Origin of the sequence: Thermorudis peleae (assembly GCF_000744775.1) — a bacterium.
GTDB classification, from domain to species: Bacteria; Chloroflexota; Chloroflexia; order Thermomicrobiales; family Thermomicrobiaceae; genus Thermorudis; species Thermorudis peleae.
This window is the reverse complement of the sequence record NZ_JQMP01000004.1, coordinates 349906-369685: the sequence shown is the minus strand read 5'-3', so window position 1 is coordinate 369685 and position 19780 is coordinate 349906. Positions and strand designations below refer to the sequence as shown.

The window sequence follows — 19780 nt, the reverse complement described above, 5'->3', positions numbered from 1 at the left end:
AGGCGAAAGGACAACATCCGTGTGGTTTGGGGCCCATGAATCGATCGCAGGAGGCATTGACAAAGCGATCGAACGGGCGTTGCAAGTTGGCTGTGATGCCCTCCAAGTTTTTACAAAGAGCAGCAACCAATGGAAAGCCCGCCCGCTGAGCGATGCAGAGGTTGAGGCGTTCCAACGGCGTTGGCAAGAATCGGGCTTGCGGATTGTCGTTGCCCATGATTCATATCTCATCAATCTCGCAAGTCCGGATGATGCGCTCTGGGAGAAATCGATCGCTGCCTTCCGTGAGGAGCTGGAACGCTGTGAACGGCTCGGTATTCCCTATTTAGTAACACATCCGGGTGCCTATGGGACATCGAGTTTGGAAGAAGGAATTCGGCGGATTGCTGAAGCATTGAACCGTGTCCATGCCGAACTCCCTGGCTACCGCGTTGTTACCTTGCTCGAGACAACGGCTGGCCAGGGAACGACGATTGGAGCAAAGTTTGAGGAACTTGCTGCTATCACTGAACGGGTTCGTGAGCCTGAGCGGATCGCATACTGTTTCGACACATGCCATGTTTTCGCCGCTGGTTATGAACTGACAACTCCTGATGGTTACGCGCAAACGATGGCCGAATTTGACAACGTGCTGGGGCTTGACCGGCTGCGCGTCTTTCACCTCAATGATTCCAAGCGCGAGCGTGGTTCGCGCGTTGACCGCCATGAGCATATTGGGAAAGGCAAAATCGGTCTTGAAGGCTTTCGCCAGTTAGTGAATGATCCACGCTTCCAACATCATCCAGCCCTGCTCGAGACGGAGAAGAGCCAAGACCTCCACGAGGACAGGGAGAACCTGCAGGTACTTCGATCATTAGTCCAGCAAGTGAGTGATGGGCAGTGACACCAGGAACGAGGTGCAAGGTGCGTCTCAATACACCGCATACTCCCGGACGCTTCGCGCTTGCGTCGACGCCGCTCGGCTGGATGGCGCTCGCTGCGAGTGAGCAGGGAATTCGTCTGCTCGCTTTTGCTGATACTGCCGAGGAGGCCGAAGCGGCCGTTCACCAGGATGGGAATGATAATGCATTCGTACGTGATGACGCCTCCTTGGCTGCATGGGTGGAGCGGATCATCGCTTTTCTTTCAGGGCAACAGCATGCGCTTGATGAGATTCCGCTTGATATCCAGAACGGAACGCCGTTTCAGCGTCGAGTCTGGGAACTGCTCCGTGCAATTCCTTGTGGTCAGACGCGCACCTATGCTGATCTCGCTAGGAAACTGGGTCAGCCGACCGCAACCCGTGCTATCGCCCGTGCGTGTGCGGCAAATCCCATCGCCGTACTTGTTCCTTGCCATCGCGTTGTCCGATCAGACGGCGGACTCGGCGGATACCGCTGGGGAATCGAGCGCAAGCGCGCTTTGCTCGCGCTTGAGCAGCAGTATGCAACGCCAAGCTGCGGCACAGGAATACAGAGAATGCCAGCTTTAGCTGGCATTCTCTTGCTTTGCTTCGCTCTTTCGCTGACTACTCTTGAATAGGCACGCGGTTGAAGACGGCCAGGCGGGGTTCAGTCATGTCCTCAATCGCATAGCGCAGCCCCTCGCGGCTGAGGCCCGAGTCCTTCACGCCGCCGTACGGCATGTGGTCAATGCGATAGGTCGGAATATCGTTGATAATCACACCGCCAACTTCGAGTGTCTCAAAAGCACGGAGCGCATGTTCAAGATTGCCAGTGAAGACGCCAGCTTGCAGGCCGTAGGCCGAGTCGTTGACTGCTGCTAGTGCTTCTTCAAAATCATCAAATGGCCAGAGTCCGACCACCGGAGCAAAGACTTCTCGCTGGCAGACTGGATGCTGCTTCGGGACATCGACCAAGACGGTTGGCTGGAAGAAGCGGCCTTCGGCCTTGCCGCCAACGAGCACCTTTGCTCCTTCTGCAACGGCTGACTCAACCCAATCCTGTGTACGCTGGGCAGCCTTGTTGTCGATCATCGGCCCAACGTCAGTGGTCTCGTCAAGCGGGTCGCCAATCTTAAGCTCACGCGTAGCTGCAACGAACCGCTCGACAAATTCATCCCAACGTGCTCGATGGACATAGACGCGCTGGACCGAGATGCAGACCTGGCCAGCGTAGGAGAACGCGCCAGTGCGGATGCGCGGGATTGCGACATCAAGGTTTGCCGTGCGATCAACAATCACCCCAGCGTTGCCGCCCAGTTCAAGCACCACTTTCTTTTTCCCAGCGCGGGCTTTCAAGTCCCAACCAACATCTGGAGAACCGGTGAAGGTGAGGAGCTTGAAGCGTGGGTCAGTCACGAGGCGATCACCGACCGCACGTGTCATCGGCATAATGCTCACCGCCCCCTTGGGGACTCCTGCCTCTTCCAGGAGTTCCGCGAAGGTGAGCATCGTGAGCGGGTCACGGCTCGGAGGCTTGAGAACAATGGTGTTCCCCGAAGCGATTGCTGGCGCAATCTTATGGAGAGCAAGGTTGAGGGGAAAGTTAAATGGTGAGATGCCAGCAATTGGTCCAATCGGAAACCGCCTCGTTATGCCAAAGCGCCCTTGTGAACTTGCCATCAGGTCAAGCGGAATAACTTCGCCACCAATGCGCTTGGCTTCTTCAACGGCAGTCTGCAACGTAAAAACGCCACGCGCAGCTTCAACCCGCGCATCACGAATCGGTTTCCCCGACTCGAGGCTAATGAGCCGGGCGAATTCTTCTTGTCGCCGGCGTAGCCCATCTGCCAGCTTTTGGAGGATCTCCGCCCGTTCGTAACTTTGCAGGCGCCGTGTCACAGCAAAGGCCTGCTCGGCTGCAACAATGGCATCTTCGAGATCCTGCTCCGTGGCTTCGTAGGTGATGCCGACCAGTTCGTCGTTATACGGACTGCGGATTTCAAGTCGGTTGGGCGATGTGCGCCACTCGCCAGCGCAGTAAAACGGATATTCGCGTGCCATCGCTCGCTCCTTCCATGATAGGAGGCTCTCGCCTCCTCTTGTCTTGTTGCGCGGTGCTTACGAGCACTGATTCGCATCTGGATCCTGCGGCAAGGCCATCTTCGCCGGATCAAGGATGACATCTGCTTCTTCCGGACTGAGTACTCCTTCCTCGACGACGACGTCGCGCACCGTCTTGCCCGTTTCCCAGGCCTTCTTCGCAATCTCGGCAGCACGCAGATAGCCAATCTTCGGCGTCAAAATCGTGGCGAGAGCAATACTGCCGTGAGCGAGTTCAGCCAGCCGAGCTTCGTTCGCCGTAATCCCTTCAATGCAGCGGGTACGGAACGTCTGCAGTGCATTGGTGAAGATATCAATTGCCCAGAGTAAGTTAGCGATGATGAGTGGAGTCCAGACATTCAAGTCAAGCTGACCAGCTTGGACTGCGAGCGCAACAGCGTGGTCATAGCCGACAACTTGGAAGGCCACCATATTGACCATTTCAGCAATGGAGGGATTGACCTTCCCGGGCATGATCGACGAACCCGGTTGAACCGGGGGGAGGATAATTTCGCCAAGCCCGGCTCGAGGTCCTGAACTGAGCAAGCGGATATCGTTCGCAATCCGGATGACTTCAAGCGCAGCGTTCCGGAGCGCTGCTGAAAGGAGGGCAAAATCCGCATGGCTTTGCGTAATTTCAAACGTATTGTATGCCGGTCGCAATGGCCAACCAGTGATCGCCGAAAGCTCGGCAGCAACAGCCTTGCGATAGCCCGGGAAAGCATTGATACCGGTGCCAAGAGCAGTTGCACCAAGGTTGAGTTCGTACAACGCTTCGCGAGCACTGGCGATGCGGTCAGCTGCGCGGCGAAGGGCTGCCGCGTAACCTGAGAACTCATCGCCTAGGCGAATGGGTACAGCATCTTGCAAATGCGTACGTCCGGTCTTCGTGTATCCCACAAATTGTTGAGCTTTTTGGCAGAATGCTTCACTCAGCTGCCGAAGCGCCTCGAGAAGCCGAGGCGTTGCACGCAGGAGTGCAAGGCGTGCGGCAGTTGGAATAACGTCGTTACTCGATTGACCAAGGTTCACATGATCGTTAGGATGAACTGGCTTGTACTCGCCGCGACGGCCGCCGAGAATTTCATTGGCCCGATTAGCGATGACCTCGTTGGCGTTCATGTTGTGTGAGGTGCCAGCGCCAGCCTGATAGGGGTCGACGACGAAGTGCTCGTGCCACTGGCCATCGATAATTTCTTGAGCTGCCTGCTCAATCGCGCGTGCGACATCGTCGTTCAGGCGACCTGCACGGTGATTGACACGCGCTGCGGCAAGCTTGACCTGCGCAATGGCAACGATGTAATCCCGATGCGGTCGCTGTCCGCTGATGGGAAAGTTGGCAACAGCTCGGGCCGTCTGTGCGCCATACAGCACATCAGCTGGAACGTGAACCTCGCCTAGCGAATCGCGCTCAACTCGCATATCGGCAACTTGCATTGCATCCCTCCTTCCAGCGTGACAAAGAGCCGAGCGGGGCAATCGTGATCGTGACCCCGCTCGGCATCTTCCCTCTCTCCCTCGTGTCGAATCAAGCAGCGTCCCACCAGCTTGGGCGCTGCGAGCCGATAGCAGCCAGCTCGGTTTTGACGTAAATCAATCCTTCGCGGTCCATCACAGCTTGCTCGTACTCACCGCTCATCGTAATAGCGTCAACCGGGCAAACCTGGGCGCAGAGGCCGCAATACATGCAGCGGCCAGCCCGCAAGATGAATTCGCCGAGTTCCCGGTCACCCTCTTCTGAGGGAACGACGTGCATCTCAAGGCAGCTCGTGGGGCAGATACGTGCGCAAAGTCCACAAGCGACGCAGAGCGCTTCGCCCGTTTCAGGATCGGAGCGGAGTGACGGAAGACCGCGGAAGCGTTGGGGAAAATCACGCTTCTTCTCTGGCCACTGAACCGTGACCGGCCGCTTGAAGAAGTGCCGGAGTGTAACGACGAACCCTTTCACTTCATCAAGCATGTTTTCTCATCCTCTCAGATCGCTGGCACAACGAAGCGCAGCCGCTCGCGTGCAAGCCCGTCATCAAAGCGCAGTGCACTCGCTGCACCAAACGCTGCCTGTTGAAGCCAAATTCCCCACTTCCCGCCTGGAACATTCGGGCCGAGGAAGACAACCGCATCTCCAGCGCTTACCGCATCATGGAGCGGCCATGGCAGTGGACCACGCTCAAGCCGGGGATACGAAATCCCGCGATAGATCGGCGCAAGGTGCGCAATTTCTTGGAAGAGTTGTCCCGGGTGCGTAACAGCTATGGTGTAGCCAAGCCGCTGGGCAATTGCTTGGACGTACCACAGCGTCGAATGCGCGTCTCCTGGTGGGTTGACCGCAATACGCAGGCGTTGGACGAAGCGGTCAGCGCTTGTGTAGGTGCCGTCCTTCTCCAGGAACATCGCGCCGGGCAATATGAGATGTGCGCGCTCGGTTAGTTCGCTGGGGAAACAATCCTCGACCATCAGGAACTCGAGTTGTTCAAGCGCTGCGAGAAAGCTGGCGTCAAGTGGCTTCGCAAAGGTATGGCTCGATCCCACAAGCCACAGTGCCCGAATCTCACCGCGCTGGATTGCCTGTGTTAACTCCGCAAGACCATAACCTGGTGCCTCTGGTAGCGTGGCCAGGGGCGCAAAGCCGTTCAGCCGTGGTGCTTGCTGGTTCCATCGTCCAAGCCAGGCAACCGCGAACGCGTGTCGCGTGGTCGGATCTGCCACTGGTTGATAGCCAGGATAGAGAGCTGGGTGGCATCCCATGTCAAGCGCGCCCTGGGCATTCGCTGGGCCGCGGAAGGCTACAACTCCGGCGCCTGGTCGACCGACGTTATTGGTCAGCAGAGCCAGGTTGTGCAGTGCAATCGTGGCCGCATAGACATCTGCCGGATTCTGCTCGTGAGCGAGCGTGTGGAAGATCGCACTTGGCGGGTAGCCTCCGTCAGGGCGTTGGGCTGCGGCGCCAACGCCGCCAGTTGCGTAGAGTTCAGCAGCCTTACGAATCAATTCCACCGAGACGCCCGTTTGCGCGGCAACCGCTGCCACGTCAATCCGGCGAATCGCGTTCTGCCAGGCGCGGAAGCTCTCGTTGTCAAGTACGGGTGCAGCCCAGCCTTCTTCGACGATAACGCGCGCCATAGCATGCAAAATGGCCGCTTCGCTGCCGCGTGACGCGCGAATCCAGACTTCTGCGCGGTCACAGAGCGGATAATGATCATGGCTGATGACGATCGTTTTGGCTTCGCGCGTGTTTCGGCTCCAGTAGAGCCAATAGCTTGCGACTGGCGCGTGCTCGCCAATGCTCGGCCCAACAACCAAGGCGCACGCGGTATCGGTAAAGAGTTCTTGCACAGAGTTTGTGTTCACTGGCAGGCCGAAGGAGTCGAGCAAGGCCTGTTCAACGGCGCGCTGTGCCGGTGTTGCCAAGCGGTCGATGTTGTTTGAACCCATGACAGCCCGGGTGAAAAGCTGGAGGGCATAGAGTTCTTCATTGGTTGCATCTTGACTGGCTAATGCGGCAAACGTGTTGCCTTGGTAGTGGCGAAGTTGCTCGGCGGCGAAATCGAGTGCCTCGTCAAGGGATACCGGCACAAGGGCATCGCCTTGGCGGCGATATGCTTGCTCTAACCGATCCGGATGCTGGACGTGTTCGTAGCCCCACTTTCCGCGCACGCAGGTGTAGCCGTAATTCAAGCCGCGTTCCCAGAGATGGGTCACGCGTCGGACGAGGCCGCGGTTATGTTCAACGTTGAGTGTGCAGCCGACATCGCAAAAGCCGCAGATGGTCTCGGTTGTGTCAAGTTCCCATGGATGGTGGGCAAACTTGCGGTCAGTCAGTGCGCCGACTGGGCACACTGCGATGCACATGCCGCATGAAGTGCACGTCGTGTCACGTAGGTCAATTCCCCAGGCTGGACTGACTTCTGCCTCAAGCCCGCGGTTGAGGATTTCGATCGCCGTAACACCAATGACTTCATCGCAGACACGAGTGCAGCGGGCGCAGATGATACAACGTTCCCACTTGTAATCGATAACATCACTAAAGTGCTTGTATGGGCGAGCGATCTTTGGACGATCGTACGGGCTTGGACGGACATTGTGGAAGTAGGTGTTGTCTTGCAGATAACATTCACCCGATTTATCGCAGGTTGGGCAGTCAAGTGCATGGTCGATCAAATACATTTCGAGGACAAAGCGGCGTGCTTCTTCGCATGCCGGGGAATTGGTGGCAATTTCCATTCCGTCGCGCACTTGGGCAGCACACGATTCAACAAGTCCGCCACGCCGCCCCAGGATCTCGACAGTGCAGATCCGGCATGATCCCCATGGACGAAGCAAAGGTTGGTAGCACATGTTGGGGACTTCAATGCCAACCATCCGGCAGGCTTCGAGAATGGTCATCCCCTCGGGAACGGTATACTGCTGCCCGTTAATCGTTACAGTGACAAGCCGCTGCTCGGTCTTGAGCGCCATGCGCACAACCCTTGATCTGCTTGCCGATACAAGCTGGCGTATTGTCCTGTCTTGGATACAACGCCAGCACCATACCCACTTCTCTGTGCTAAGCGTAACATACTTGGTTCCCGTTGGACGTCTTGCTCGAGAAAGCTTGTTATACTAGCGATGGAAATGGGGGCTGTGCCTTGGAATTCGAGACAATTATTGGGCTAGAAGTCCACGCCCAACTGTTGACGCGCTCCAAGATGTTCTGCGGGTGCTCCGCTGACTATGTTGGGGCGGAGCCAAATACCCATGTTTGCCCGGTGTGCCTTGGTCTGCCTGGAGCCCTGCCCGTTATCAACCGGCAGGCCGTGCGGTATACCATCATGACCGGCTTAGCGCTCAATTGTCAGATTCCAGCCTATAGTAAATTTGACCGCAAAAATTATATGTACCCTGACCTTATGAAAGGATATCAGATCTCACAATACGATCTCCCGCTCTGCGTGAATGGCTATCTCGAATATGAACATGACGGCGTGCGCAAGCGGGTGGGCATTCGCCGCGTTCATCTCGAAGAAGACACCGCCAAGCTTGTCCATGCGAATGATGGAGGAGTAGGTTACAGCCTCGTTGATGTCAATCGTGCTGGCGTTCCGCTGATTGAGATCGTCACTGAACCTGACTTGCGCTCGCCGGAAGAAGCGCGCGCGTTCCTTATGGCGCTCCGACAAGTATTGCGCTACCTTGGCGTCTCAACTGCGAATATGGAGGAAGGGGCGTTCCGCTGTGATGCCAATATTTCACAGCGTACCCGAGATGGGAGCATCATTGGCCCCAAAGTTGAAATTAAGAATATGAACAGCTTCCGCTCCGTTGAACGAGCGCTCGCCTACGAAGTCGAGCGCCAACGAGCGGCATTACAACGCGGCGAACAGCTTATTCAGGAGACCCGCGGGTGGCTTGAAGACCAAGGGATGACTGTATCACAACGTACGAAAGAATACGCGGAGGATTATCGATATTTCCCCGAGCCAGATCTCCCTCCGCTCTTCCTTACTGAGGCTGAGGTTGCTGAAATCCGAGCGGCGATGCCAGAACTCCCGCTCGCACGCTGGGAACGGTTTCAGGCGGAGTATGGACTTTCCCCGCAAGAGTCGGCGTTGCTCACTGAAGAGCGGGAAGTCGCCGACTTCTTTGAGGCATGCCTCCAGGGTGACCGACAACGGGCGAAAGCAGTGGCGAATTGGATTACTGGCCCGCTCTTTGCGCTGATGCGAGAGCGTGGGCTTTCTCTCAGTGGCCTCGGCATCCGTCCGGAGCAATTGCGCCAGCTTGTAACGCTTGTCGAGAACGGGACGATCAACGCGTTGACAGCCAAAGATGTACTTGAAGCTGTCTGCGCGACCGGGAAAGATCCCGAGACGATTGTCGCCGAGCAAGGGCTGGCGCAGGTGAGCGACGTTGCTCAGCTCCGTGCAGTGGTGCAGTCGGTGCTTGAGCAGAACCCCAAAGCGGTGGCCGACTATCGCCGTGGCAAGAGTGCAGCACTGGGGTTCTTGCTTGGGCAGGTCATGAAAGCGCTTGGCGGGCGGGCGAACCCCGCAGTAGCAAGGGAACTGCTCGAAGAAGCATTGCAAGCGCCGGTGGACTAAGTCTGCCGGCGCTTCTGCTTCTCGCCGCACCGTGCGCGGCTATCCCCAACGCCGGGTTGCTGGCTGCCTACTTGACAGAAGGAAAGGGAGAGCCATGACTGCGACTGTCACCTTGCCGATTCGGCCGAAACCGGAGCGGACACTGTTTGATGTTGCCGTTGAGCAGTTCAACATCGCCGCGGATGTCATCGGGCTTGATGACGACTTGCGACGGATCTTGAGCGAGTGCAAACGCGAGTTGATTGTGCATTTCCCGGTTGAGATGGACGATGGATCAGTGCAGGTCTTTACCGGCTATCGCGTCCATCACAATCTGGCAGCTGGACCGGGCAAAGGCGGCATTCGCTATCATCCGGATGTCACGCTCGACGAAGTCAAAGCGCTTGCAATGTGGATGACCTGGAAATGCGCAGTCGTTGGCCTGCCGTATGGTGGGGCTAAGGGTGGTGTTAAGGTTGATCCAAAGCAGCTGTCGCAGAACGAGTTGCAGAACCTTACCCGCCGGTATACGACTGAAATTTCTGCATTGATTGGCCCGTATTCCGATATTCCGGCGCCCGATGTGAACACGAATCCACAGATTATGGCATGGATCATGGATACCTACAGCATGCACCATGGTGGAGTCGCTGTGCCAGCAGTCGTTACCGGCAAGCCGATTCAGCTTGGTGGCTCAGAAGGACGAAACGAAGCAACGGGCCGCGGTGTTGTGTTCGCTATTGAGGAAGCTGCCAAGGTCATGGGGCTTGACCTGACGAGCGCGACAGCGGTTGTCCAGGGCTTTGGCAATGCGGGCTCGACCGTTGCTCGCCTGCTTACTGAACTCGGCTGCCGCGTCGTCGGTGTCTCGGATTCCCATGGCGGTATCTGGAACTCACGGGGGCTGGATATTGCCGCAGTCCTCGAGCATAAGCGACGTACAGGAAGTGTCATTAACTTCCCAGATGCGGAAGCTGTAAGCAACGAAGAACTCCTTGAACTGCCGTGTGACATTCTCGTCCCAGCTGCATTAGAGAATCAGATTACTGAAGAGAATGCCTCACGTATCAAAGCGCGCTTGATTGCTGAAGCCGCGAATGGCCCAACAACACCCGAAGCTGACCAGATACTCTATGACCGTGGCGTTGTCTTGCTTCCCGATATCTATGCGAACGCTGGTGGGGTAACCGTCTCCTACTTTGAGTGGGTCCAAAGCTTGCAGCATTTTTATTGGACTGAACAAGAAGTAAACGATCGCCTCAAGGCGATTATGACGCGCAGTTTCCGTGCGATCCATGCTATGGCTGAGCGCTACCATGTTCACATGCGGACAGCGGCCCTCGCGCTTGCGATTCAGCGCGTTGCCGAAATTACCCGGCTGCGGGGCATCTATCCATAGACTGCGAGCGTCTGCAACGTGCTCTGCAACCAATGAGGCGAGAGGGAATTCCCTCTCGCCTCATTCATTGTACGAGCCTATGCCGTCGTGTGGGTTAGCAGTTCGCGCAATTCTGCCTCGCGCTGTTGCTTCGTCACCACAATCAGTTCGTCGCCAGGTTCAACGATTGTTTGCCCTGTTGGGATGATAACCTCGCCGCGGCGGAGAATTGCCGTGACAATGACCTCGGGAGGAAATGGGATCTGCCAGATTGGTTGGTTAATCACCGGAGAATCTTCGGCTACCTTAATCTCAACGATCGCAAGGTCAGCATGGCGGAGAGCCATGAGATGAACAAACGGACGCTCAGGAATCTGCTGCTCGATCAAGCTGAGAATCACGTTTGTTTGGCTGACGGTGACATCAACCCCGAGGCGACGGAAGAGTTCTTCGTTCTTTGGATTATTCACGCGGGCGATGGTCCGCCGCACGCCAAATCGCTCGCGGGCGATTTGGCAAATAACAAGGTTGTCCTCATCGTCACCAGTAACGGCAATGACAACATCCGCACGTCCAGCGCCAGCAGCAGCCAGTGTCGCTACTTCCGCGCCATCGCCCTGCATCACAATGGCACCGAACCGTTCGCGGTAGATGTGGACCTTAATCGGGTTCTTTTCAATCAAAAAGACCTCGTATCCTTCATTGACCAGCGTCTTTGTCAAGTAATAGCCAACTTTGCCACCGCCGACGACTAAGATATACATGCTACCGCTCCCACCTACCGCTGCTCAGTTGTTGACGCTGATGTCGCTTGCTGTGCTTGATGGATGGCATCCTCGATCTTGGTTGCGACTGCTGTTGTCGGGCAAATCACGTGGAGCCCTAATTCACGATAGATCTCTGCTCGTTCTGGGTCGTAAATGCGCAAAATCACCGTTGGAATCCGATAGAGTACCTGAGCAATCTGGGCGGCCATGATATTGGTGTTGTCATTGTCGGTGACGGCGATGAAGGCGTCAGCTGATTCAATGCCGGCGGAGCGCAGCACGTCTTCATCAATCCCAGTGCCGATGATGAGTTGGCCAGGGAAGCGTTCTGGCAAGCGACGGAACGCTGTTTGCTTCAAGTCAACAATTGCGACATGATGGCCTTCGTTGACCAAGTCAATGGCTAACCGAGCCCCAACACGACCGCAGCCGACGATCACAATGTTCACGGAAGTGCCTCTTCCTCTCCTGCCACCCGAATGACGATGACGTCACACGGAGCATTTGTCAAGACATAGGGTAGTGTCTCACCCTGGGTTAGCACACCGAGATGCCAACGGCTCGTTGTTGCCATAATGATGGCATCAACTGCTCGCTCAATTGCTTCGTCAACGATTGCAGCAGCAGCAACGCGAGCTTGGAGCAGTTCCGTGTTGATGCGCTTCCAGCGTCCACGGCCCAAGCGTTGTGCATAGGCAGCGGCAGCTTCAAGGATTGCTGCTCCATGTTCGATCTCGTCAGGAAGTTCCACGTCAAGGGCATAACGCTGGGGCACTTCGAGCACGTAAACAAGGGTGAGTTCCGTGCCTCCCTGGCTACATACTGCTGCGGCAAGATCAAGAGCCCGCCGATCGCTGGGCACGCCACTAACCGGTACGATTACGCGTCGATACACCCAGCCCCATCCTCCTCCGCCTGGTCGGCCTGTCGCATACGCTCTAGCATACCGTATATTTCACGTATGCCGCGTTAGATCCCAAGTGCAAGCCGCTCGATCAGTGGCTCTGGCAGCTTGGCAGCACGCATTGCTGCTTGAACCTGCTCGACAGGGTATAGAACACGCCGAAAGACAATGCGCCGTTCCTCAGGATAGTAGAGCGCAAAGGCAGCCCGAGGGTCACCGTCACGTGGTTGTCCAACAGAGCCGGGGTTAATAAGGTATCGCTCGTCAGGGTCAAGCTGAATTGCATCGCCATCCGTTGGGATCATCGGCTGCTCTCCGCGTTGCGCTGCATGCTCACTGATGACAAAGGGAACGTGGGTATGACCGAAGAAGCAGATGGGGGTAGAAAAATACTCAAAGTTAGCCAGGGCAATTGGGGTACTTATGATGTACTCCCAAATGGGGCTCCGTGGACTGCCATGCACAAGCGTACAGTGATCAGCAGTCGCGATCAGGGCAAGCGCTTGGAGATAAGCGCGGTCTTCGTCCGTGAGTTGTTGCTTCGTCCAGCGTAATGACTGCTGAGCAAGACGGTTAAAACTTTCCGTTGGAATTTTGCCGAGCGCAGCAAGATCATGATTACCAGCAAGGTTAACATGCGGGCGGAGCGCGCGAACGCGTGCAAGGCATTCACGAGGATGTGGTCCGTAGTCAACAATATCACCGAGTTGCCAGACGGCATCGACCGGCCCAGCAGCGGTGAGGACAGTATCAAGCGCAGTCAAATTCCCGTGAATATCAGAGATGAGCAAGATGATCACGCGTTTTGCTTACCTCAGCGCTTCTGCTTGGCCACACACAGTCTGTTCGGGTTACCAGGATGTGCGCGTGAACGCGCACTGCGGCTGTGTAGTATAGCGCGTCTGTCAAGAATGCAGAGTTGCATGTCTGTTGTGGTCCTGCGCATCATTGCACCATGCGCAATGGGCGCATCACTGAGTTTCGTCGGCGAGATGCCGCACGACTGGAGGGAGGGCGATCCAATGGTGCAGGAAGGCCAAGAGTGGCGCGTTCTTGGTGCATTGGCTGGTGGGGCTGCACTCGCGGGTGCGGCAGCGTTCGTGTTGCAGCGTCGACGGCAGCGCCCCAAGCCACTGCCAGCGAGGCTGGCCGAGGAGCTTGAGATTGAACCGGCGATCGACGCTGTGCGCGAAGCTGTCCGTGAAGCGCGAGAACGGCTTGCACGCTACGATGGCCGTGCACTTCGTGATGTGACGGAGCGTACGCGGAAGGAACTGCCGAAGCGGACACGCGAAGCCTTGAAGCATCTTGAGGTCGAGCGAGAGCGGTTGAGCAAGCTCGTACAACGTGATGTTGCGCCAACAACGCAGCGCGTTGCCCAGGAGGCCTTACAAGAGGCTGAGCGTGTTTTAAGTGCTGCGCGTGAGCGGGCGGGAGCCGTTGCCTCTACCATACAGCAGACACTGCCAACAAAGGCGCGCGAAAGTGCTGAGGCGGTCGGTGGAGCCGTGGCTGAACTCGCCGATCGTGTCCGCGCACAGCGTCCGCAAGATCGGTTACCGGTGTTGCGCCGCTCAGCGCGCTCAGTATCGCCGGTAGAGCGCATCGTGTCTGACATTCGTCAAGCCGTCGGAGATCTGGTTGCCATCGGTTTCTGGGGTGGTGCAACTGCGGCGCTCGTGTACTTCGGCCTCTTGAATGAAGCACAACGCGCCCGCGTTCGCCGTGCGTTACGTGGTGCTTGGGAGCAGATACAGGAACTCCTCGGCGATTTTGAGCCGGATGCGAACGCGTTTACCGATTACGTCCACTCGGCGTAATCTGACCAAAAGCCCGTAGCTGGCTTGTGCTACACGGGGAGAAGGCAAGCAATATCCTCTCCCCGTGTTGTCTATGACTGTGCCGCTTTGAGGGCCTCACTGAAGACGGTCAGGAAATCGTCTGCCTGCTCTTGGGTGATGATGAGCGGCGGGATGACCCGAATGACCTGGTCATGCTCGCCAGCCGTGATAAGCAGCGTACGCCGTTCTTGCGCGTGCTGAATGACACGCTTCACCGCTTCTGGATTGGGCGAACGATCATCCGGATGAACCAGTTCGACCCCGATCATCAACCCGAGCCCCCGAACTTCGCCGATGATCGGGAATTCCTGCTGGAGTTCACGGAGTTGCCCCATGAGGTAGTGGCCAATCCGTTCGGCGTTCTCCGGCAACCGCTCTTCGCGCATGACCTCAAACGTGGCGACGCCTGCTGCACAGGCGACGGCGTTCCCACCGAACGTGCCACCATGCGCGCCAGGTGCCCATCGATCCATGAGGTCACGATTGGCAACCACCGCAGAGAGCGGGAGCCCTGAGGCAATGCCTTTGGCCATGGTGACAATATCCGGGACGATGCCAAAGTGCTCAAATGCCCACATCCGTCCAGTGCGACCAACCCCCGTCTGGATTTCATCAACAATCAGCAGGATCCCGTGTTCGTCGCAGATCCGGCGGAGTTCCTGCAGGAAGAGCGTCGGAGGCAGAATATATCCGCCTTCTCCCAGCATTGGTTCGACAATGATTGCCGCAACATCATCAGGCATGACCATGGTCTGGAAGAGACGCTCGAGTTCCGCAATGCAGGCACGGGCCACGTCATCAGGCGTCATGCCTGCTGGGGCCCGAAACGGATAGGGATACGGGGCGTGGTAAATAGAAGGGACGAGGGGTTCATAGTGACCGCGCACTTTGACCCGCGAGGTTGTCAAGGCCATTGCGAGGTGCGTCCGCCCATGGAACGCGCCGCGGAAGGCAATCACCGCAGGCCGGCCAGTCGCGACTTTGGCAAGTTTGACGGCTCCTTCGACCGCTTCGGCTCCCGAATTGCTGAAGAAGACTTGATTGAGTTGCGGTGGTAATGTTGCGGTAATCACCTGTGCCAAGCGGAGCATCGGCTCGTGCGCCAGAATGTTCGCTTGCGCGTGAATGATCTTGCCAGCCTGCTCCCGGATTGCTGCAACCACGCGTGGGTGACAGTGGCCCGTGTTGACCACGGCAATCCCGGAGGTAAAATCTGCCCACCGCTCGCCGTGAATGTCCCACACATAGAGTCCTTGGGCATGGTCAACGACGACCGGGGAATAGCGTGTCAGGACACGCGGGATAATCTCGAGTGGATTCAGCTGAGCGGACATCGCGTGGCTCCTTCCTTCATCCTGCGTTAGAGGCGCTCGAGCAGGGCAATGAGCAGTGCGGTGCGCTCCAGAAGACCGGGGATGGAGATATGCTCGTCGACGGCGTGAGCGCCGTTGCCCGGACAGCCGAGCCCATCAAGCGTTGGGACACCTAAGGCGGCCGTGAAGTTGCCGTCGCTGCCACCGCCAGTTGCCGATTCTTCGAGCGTGATACCAAGTTCGCGCCCAATTTCCTGAGCACGCGCAAAGGCCGCAGCGATCACTGGCGTCCGTTCCATTGGTGGACGGTTGATGCCGCCAGTCACGTTGAGTTCGGTGCCTTCTAGCACAGGCCGGAGTGTCATCAGGGCTTGCGTTATGCGCTCGGCTTCTGCAAGGGTTGTGACGCGGACGTCAATCTGCGCCCATGCTTCTGCCGCAACTACATTCGGTCGTGTGCCGCCACCAATCACGCCGACATTAATCGTCGTTCCCTGGGTCGGGTCGGCAAGACGTTGGATGGCGAGAATTTGATGGGCGAGTTCAACAATTGCGCTCACGCCACGGTCAGGATCAGCGCCGGCATGTGCTGCGCGTCCACGAACACGCAGTGAGAACATGCCCACGCCTTTGCGTGCTGTCTTGAGCGCACCGCGCGGTGGCGTTGGAGGCTCAAGGCATAAGACATAAGCGGCCTCGCGCGCGAATGCTTCGATCAAGGGACGCGAAACCGGGCTGCCGACTTCCTCCTCGGTGGTGATAAGCCAGACGATTGAGCGCTGAAGCCGGTTGTTGGCTCGAAGCCATCGTATTGCCTCGAGCATCATGGCCACACTGGCTTTCATGTCAAAGATGCCGGGGCCAAAGGCGCGCTCTCCCTCGATTCGAAAAGGGCGCTCACGGATTGTGCCTAGTGGCCAAACAGTGTCGATATGCGTGAGTACAAGAAGTGGTGAGCGGGACTGATCAGCTCCATACCACCGCGCTACGGTCAGGTCACCGTAGTGCTGTTGTGGGTGAACCGTAACCTCTGCACCCAGTGCGCGGCATTGCGCTTGCAGCCAAGCACTCAGTGTGTCAACCGCAGCTTTCTCCGTACTCGGTGATTCATAGTTGACCAGCGTTGCAAGGGTAGTGAGCAGTGCATCTCGACGCGTTGCCAGCTCAGCGATCAAGCTCATCCTCTTGCCCTTCTTCTGGGGAAGGACGCGAGCCGAAAAGTCGACTGCGCCACGATGATTCGTTTTCTTGTGGACGTGTAACGTTTGGACGAGGTTGCCATTCGTTACTGGGTTGCGATGGTGCGGCTGGACGTGGCTGGCTGAATGCGCTCAGGTGTGCTTCGAGGTCGATGTATCGATCGGCAGCCTCAAGGAGTTCAACCGAGGTGTTGCGCGGTGTCGAGGCAACTTCAACGCGTTTCCCCAGCCGCTGGACGCTTTCGACAAGGTAGGTAAAATCACCGTCACCACTGACTAATACCGCAACGTCGTAATATGGCGCTTGTGTCAGCATGTCGACCGCTAATTCAAGGTTCAAATTCCCGCGTAGCGTACCATCAGGTTGACGGCGCAGCGCTTTTGCGGTGACACGGAATCCGTTGCGGCGTAGCCACGTTAAGAACGGCACAGCCGAACTGTCTTCGGTGGAGAGGACAACGTAGGCGTAGGCGCAGTAGAGGCGACGTCCATCGACGAGGAAGTCAAGGAGCTTGCTGTAGTCGATGCGTACGCCAAGATCACGGGCAGCAAAGTAGAGATTTGACATGTCAAAGAAGAGTGCTACGCGATCAAATTGTTCTGCTCGCCACATCTCCCGTTCCAATCGTGTCGGAATATCCACGTCCCAAACCCGTTCGTTCTCCTGACCAATCGCTCATCGTTATGATTGTGCAGTAATGATTGGCAAATCGACCATGGTAACCAGGCCCGGAGCATGAGCAACGACGCGTGGAACGGCGTTGAGGGCAATTGCTGTGGTTGCCCGGTCACCCTGTAATCCGCCTGGAATCACCAGCTCCAGTGGCATTGGCCCCTCAAGCAAGATGCGATCATACGCAGGATCAGCGTCAAGGTACATCTTCAAATGGAGCGTAATCCGTTCTTTGCCGTCGACGTAGCCTCGCCCGATTTGATCAACACCGCAAACCTGGCCCGGTTCAACGGTGAAGTACGCTGTCTGAATGCGGTGATCAGCAAGAACTGGCTCGATGGTTTCATCATACCCATCGAGTTGCCAGCCGAGCCCGGCAGCCAGAAGAGCCACTGATTCGCGAAGACCGACGTGGCGAACAGTGCCAGCCTTAACAAGCGCTTGAAACTCTTCAACGGTCTTGCCTGAGCCAATCTTGGCTTGCAGTGGCTGACGGCGCGTCGAGGCGTTTTGAATGCGCTCAACACGGACTGCTGTTACCTGCTGAGCGACGGCGCTGAACACCAGTGGCAACGTATCCATCACAAACCCAGGATTAACACCAGTGCCAAGGACGGTAACGCCGTACTGACGAGCCAGCGCATCAAGCTGTGCGGCCAGGTCCGGGTGCTGTGCGGCAGGGAAGGCGAGTTCTTCACACGTCGAGACGATGTTAGCCTGATTCCGCACAATGAGCTCAAGTTGTGGAAAGACCTGACGGAAGGAGGAACCCGTCGTGTGCAGAACGCAGTCAGGTTTTGTCTCGGCGAGCACAGCCTCAGCGTCGCTGCGCACAGGAATGCCAAGAGGCTCGGGAAGTCCGATTACTTCCCCGACGTCTTTCCCGACCTTTGCCGGGTCAATGTCAATTGCTCCAACGAGCGCATAGGATCTCCGCGTTGCCGCGAGTCGGGCAATCTCCTGGCCAATCGGCCCTAACCCAAATTGCACGACCCGGTAGACACGCATAGAAGTGCTGCTCCCTCCCTGTTCCCGTGGGCCTTCCTTAGTGTTGTTCGCGCCGCTTTTGTTCCCGCTCGCGCTCACGCAGCTGCCGATAGTACTTCTTGGGTTTCGGCAACGGCCGGCTTTCTTCCGCTTCGCGGGCTGCGGCTGCTTCAGCAGCTGCCTGAACGAGTTGCTCCTCAAGCACAGCAAGGTCGTCGTAAACTGCAATGTTGGAATGCGCGACCGGCGTTCGCATTAATCGCCGGACAAGCTCAAGGAGTGAACGGACCTGGGCTTGATCACCCCCTGTGCGCTGGGCCGTTTCCATGACACTGTCAACGAGCCGCAACGTCTCGGGCCGTGCCTGGTTTTGAACCAGCCGTTGCCGGACGCGTTCCAGTGCATCTGTCAGGTACATGGTTGCCAGCGTCCTTCCTTGCAGCAGATCCCTCTGCCGCCATTTCGGAGTATCCGGTATTCTTGCCTTGAACGCAAGTGCAGAGCAGCAACGGCCATGGTGCTGCCTTGGTCTAGCGTCCAAGATGCTCTGCTCTTTCCTTGCGTCAGTGTTGGATTTCGATCTTTCTGGAAGAATACTCAGTCAAGGTATAAGTGTGCCCATTGTACATCCTTCCGGAGATGGCACGTAAGGACGATGGTCAGCCTATGCATGAGCCGACGGAACATCCTGGTACGGCACAGTTTCTTGGTTGCCTAATTGGCCTTGCTATTGGTGATGCCTTGGGAGCGCCGGTTGATGGCTTGAGTCGAGAAGAAATTGCCGTCCAATACGGTTGGGTCGATCACTACCTTGCTCGTCCGGCTACTGCAACGACACCGGCACTCCCGCCCGGGCGCTTTACTGATCAGACGGAACTTGCGTTGTGTGTTGTAGAAGGCATTGTGAGTGGCCGAGGATTTCTTGATCCCGCAGCGATCGGCTATCGCTTCCTGCGCGTGCTGGACGGTGAAGCGGGCGCGTTCGTTGATGCAACAACACGGCAAGCACTTGCCCGCGCTGCTGAAACTGACCAGTTTCAGCAAGGGTTAGCTGATGTTGAACCACCAAGCGCAGCGCCCCTTTCTCGTGTTATTCCTATTGGCCTTCTGCATGCGCTTGCTCCCTTCAACGTTGAACTCTTCACCCGCGATGTCATGCGCGTACTCGGCATGACGCACAGTGATCTCACAACGCTCAATGCTGCATTGGCTGTTGCCTATGCAGTACGGTCCCTTGCTGCTGGTGAGGTACCACCGGAATTGCTCCTTGAAGATGTGTTGCACTTTATCGACGAAGATCTCGTTGCCGCCAATATCCGTCAGGCAGCAGCGCTTGCTGCGACCGGTGGCGACATTGAGCGCGATCTTGCCCATCTGGTTCAACTTGGCCATGGCCCAGCTGCGCATGAAGCGGTGGCTGCAGCGTTTTACTCCTTTGCAGTTGCTTCAAACGATGCTCGCCGTGCACTTACGCTTGCGGTCAATGCTGGTGGTGCAACGCGTATTATCGGTGCATTGACGGGTGCTCTCGTTGGCACCGTGGTTGGCGCCGATGGCTTGCCCGAAACCTGGCGTGCGGAGTTAGATGGCGTAGTATACCTCCAAATGGCTGCAGCTGGGTTGCTTCGTGCCGCCGAGCAGCGTGCTGGCATCCTGGGACGGCTGCGTATGCGCTAAAT

Annotated in this window: 19 protein-coding genes; 6 read left to right on the top strand and 13 right to left on the bottom strand. The window is 57.1% G+C overall.

Annotation, left to right across the window (positions count from 1 at the left end; genetic code table 11):
* The first annotated feature begins 19 nt into the window (after positions 1–19).
* The gene (locus tag N675_RS11605) at positions 20–883 is read left to right on the top strand and encodes a deoxyribonuclease IV (RefSeq protein ID WP_038040090.1); all 864 of its coding nucleotides are present in this window, start codon (positions 20–22) and stop codon (positions 881–883) included.
* 20 nt (positions 884–903) lie between these two features.
* A complete protein-coding gene (locus tag N675_RS11600; RefSeq protein WP_231578032.1) occupies positions 904–1521 on the top strand; it encodes a methylated-DNA--[protein]-cysteine S-methyltransferase in 618 nt (205 codons plus the stop codon).
* Here N675_RS11600 and N675_RS11595 read toward each other — a convergent pair.
* The 4 genes from N675_RS11595 to N675_RS11580 all read right to left on the bottom strand — a co-directional run bounded on the left by N675_RS11595 (position 1508) and on the right by N675_RS11580 (position 7438).
* On the bottom strand, positions 1508–2944 hold the full coding sequence (locus tag N675_RS11595; protein WP_038040087.1) for an aldehyde dehydrogenase family protein: 1437 nt from the start codon (positions 2942–2944) through the stop codon (positions 1508–1510). The genes N675_RS11600 and N675_RS11595 overlap by 14 nt on opposite strands.
* A gap of 57 nt (positions 2945–3001) precedes the next feature.
* The gene (locus tag N675_RS11590) at positions 3002–4420 is read right to left on the bottom strand and encodes an aspartate ammonia-lyase (RefSeq protein ID WP_038040086.1); all 1419 of its coding nucleotides are present in this window, start codon (positions 4418–4420) and stop codon (positions 3002–3004) included.
* Between the two features lie 91 nt (positions 4421–4511).
* On the bottom strand, positions 4512–4943 hold the full coding sequence (locus N675_RS11585) for a NuoI/complex I 23 kDa subunit family protein (protein WP_038040083.1): 432 nt from the start codon (positions 4941–4943) through the stop codon (positions 4512–4514).
* A 14-nt stretch (positions 4944–4957) separates the two neighbouring features.
* A complete protein-coding gene (locus N675_RS11580) occupies positions 4958–7438 on the bottom strand; it encodes a molybdopterin-dependent oxidoreductase (protein ID WP_051914694.1) in 2481 nt (826 codons plus the stop codon).
* Positions 7439–7608: 170 nt separating this feature from the next.
* Here N675_RS11580 and gatB point away from each other — a divergent pair, with 170 nt between their 5' ends.
* Positions 7609–9060, top strand: coding sequence for an Asp-tRNA(Asn)/Glu-tRNA(Gln) amidotransferase subunit GatB (gene gatB, locus N675_RS11575; RefSeq protein ID WP_038040081.1), 1452 nt, complete (start codon positions 7609–7611; stop codon positions 9058–9060).
* 94 nt (positions 9061–9154) lie between these two features.
* On the top strand, positions 9155–10438 hold the full coding sequence (locus N675_RS11570) for a Glu/Leu/Phe/Val family dehydrogenase (protein ID WP_051914693.1): 1284 nt from the start codon (positions 9155–9157) through the stop codon (positions 10436–10438).
* A gap of 77 nt (positions 10439–10515) precedes the next feature.
* Here N675_RS11570 and N675_RS11565 read toward each other — a convergent pair whose 3' ends face one another.
* The 4 genes from N675_RS11565 to N675_RS11550 all read right to left on the bottom strand — a co-directional run bounded on the left by N675_RS11565 (position 10516) and on the right by N675_RS11550 (position 12888).
* The gene (locus N675_RS11565; protein ID WP_038040078.1) at positions 10516–11181 is read right to left on the bottom strand and encodes a potassium channel family protein; all 666 of its coding nucleotides are present in this window, start codon (positions 11179–11181) and stop codon (positions 10516–10518) included.
* A gap of 14 nt (positions 11182–11195) precedes the next feature.
* Positions 11196–11633 (bottom strand): potassium channel family protein, encoded by a 438-nt coding sequence (locus N675_RS11560; RefSeq protein ID WP_051914692.1) that lies wholly within the window; start codon positions 11631–11633, stop codon positions 11196–11198.
* Complete coding sequence (locus tag N675_RS11555) at positions 11630–12079, bottom strand: universal stress protein (protein WP_038040075.1); 450 nt, start codon at positions 12077–12079, stop codon at positions 11630–11632. The genes N675_RS11560 and N675_RS11555 overlap by 4 nt, the downstream gene beginning before the upstream one ends.
* A 74-nt stretch (positions 12080–12153) precedes the next feature.
* A complete protein-coding gene (locus tag N675_RS11550) occupies positions 12154–12888 on the bottom strand; it encodes a metallophosphoesterase family protein (protein WP_038040073.1) in 735 nt (244 codons plus the stop codon).
* Positions 12889–13011: 123 nt separating this feature from the next.
* On the opposite strand from N675_RS11550, the gene N675_RS11545 reads away from it, so the two are divergent.
* Positions 13012–13908 carry a hypothetical protein gene (locus N675_RS11545; RefSeq protein WP_038040072.1) on the top strand — a complete coding sequence of 299 codons (897 nt, stop codon included), beginning with the start codon at positions 13012–13014 and terminating at the stop codon, positions 13906–13908.
* Between the two features lie 71 nt (positions 13909–13979).
* On the opposite strand, the gene N675_RS11540 is transcribed toward N675_RS11545, so the two are convergent.
* The 5 genes from N675_RS11540 to N675_RS11520 are packed head-to-tail and all read right to left on the bottom strand — an operon-like array spanning position 13980 to position 18519.
* Positions 13980–15263: an aspartate aminotransferase family protein gene (locus tag N675_RS11540; protein ID WP_038040070.1), complete on the bottom strand. Its 1284-nt coding sequence runs from the start codon at positions 15261–15263 to the stop codon at positions 13980–13982.
* 26 nt (positions 15264–15289) lie between these two features.
* On the bottom strand, positions 15290–16423 hold the full coding sequence (locus N675_RS11535; protein WP_038040069.1) for a M20 family metallopeptidase: 1134 nt from the start codon (positions 16421–16423) through the stop codon (positions 15290–15292).
* Complete coding sequence (locus N675_RS11530; RefSeq protein ID WP_231578031.1) at positions 16407–17084, bottom strand: LabA-like NYN domain-containing protein; 678 nt, start codon at positions 17082–17084, stop codon at positions 16407–16409. Before N675_RS11530 ends, N675_RS11535 begins: the two co-directional genes overlap by 17 nt.
* A gap of 39 nt (positions 17085–17123) precedes the next feature.
* On the bottom strand, positions 17124–18122 hold the full coding sequence (locus tag N675_RS11525) for an NAD(P)H-dependent amine dehydrogenase family protein (protein ID WP_038040068.1): 999 nt from the start codon (positions 18120–18122) through the stop codon (positions 17124–17126).
* Positions 18123–18159: 37 nt separating this feature from the next.
* Positions 18160–18519, bottom strand: a complete 360-nt coding sequence (locus N675_RS11520; RefSeq protein ID WP_038040067.1) for a hypothetical protein — start codon at positions 18517–18519, stop codon at positions 18160–18162.
* A 248-nt stretch (positions 18520–18767) separates the two neighbouring features.
* Between N675_RS11520 and N675_RS11515 the strand changes: the two genes are divergently transcribed.
* Entirely contained in the window at positions 18768–19778 is a 1011-nt protein-coding gene (locus N675_RS11515) for an ADP-ribosylglycohydrolase family protein (RefSeq protein ID WP_038040066.1), read from the top strand.
* The last annotated feature ends 2 nt before the right edge of the window (positions 19779–19780 follow it).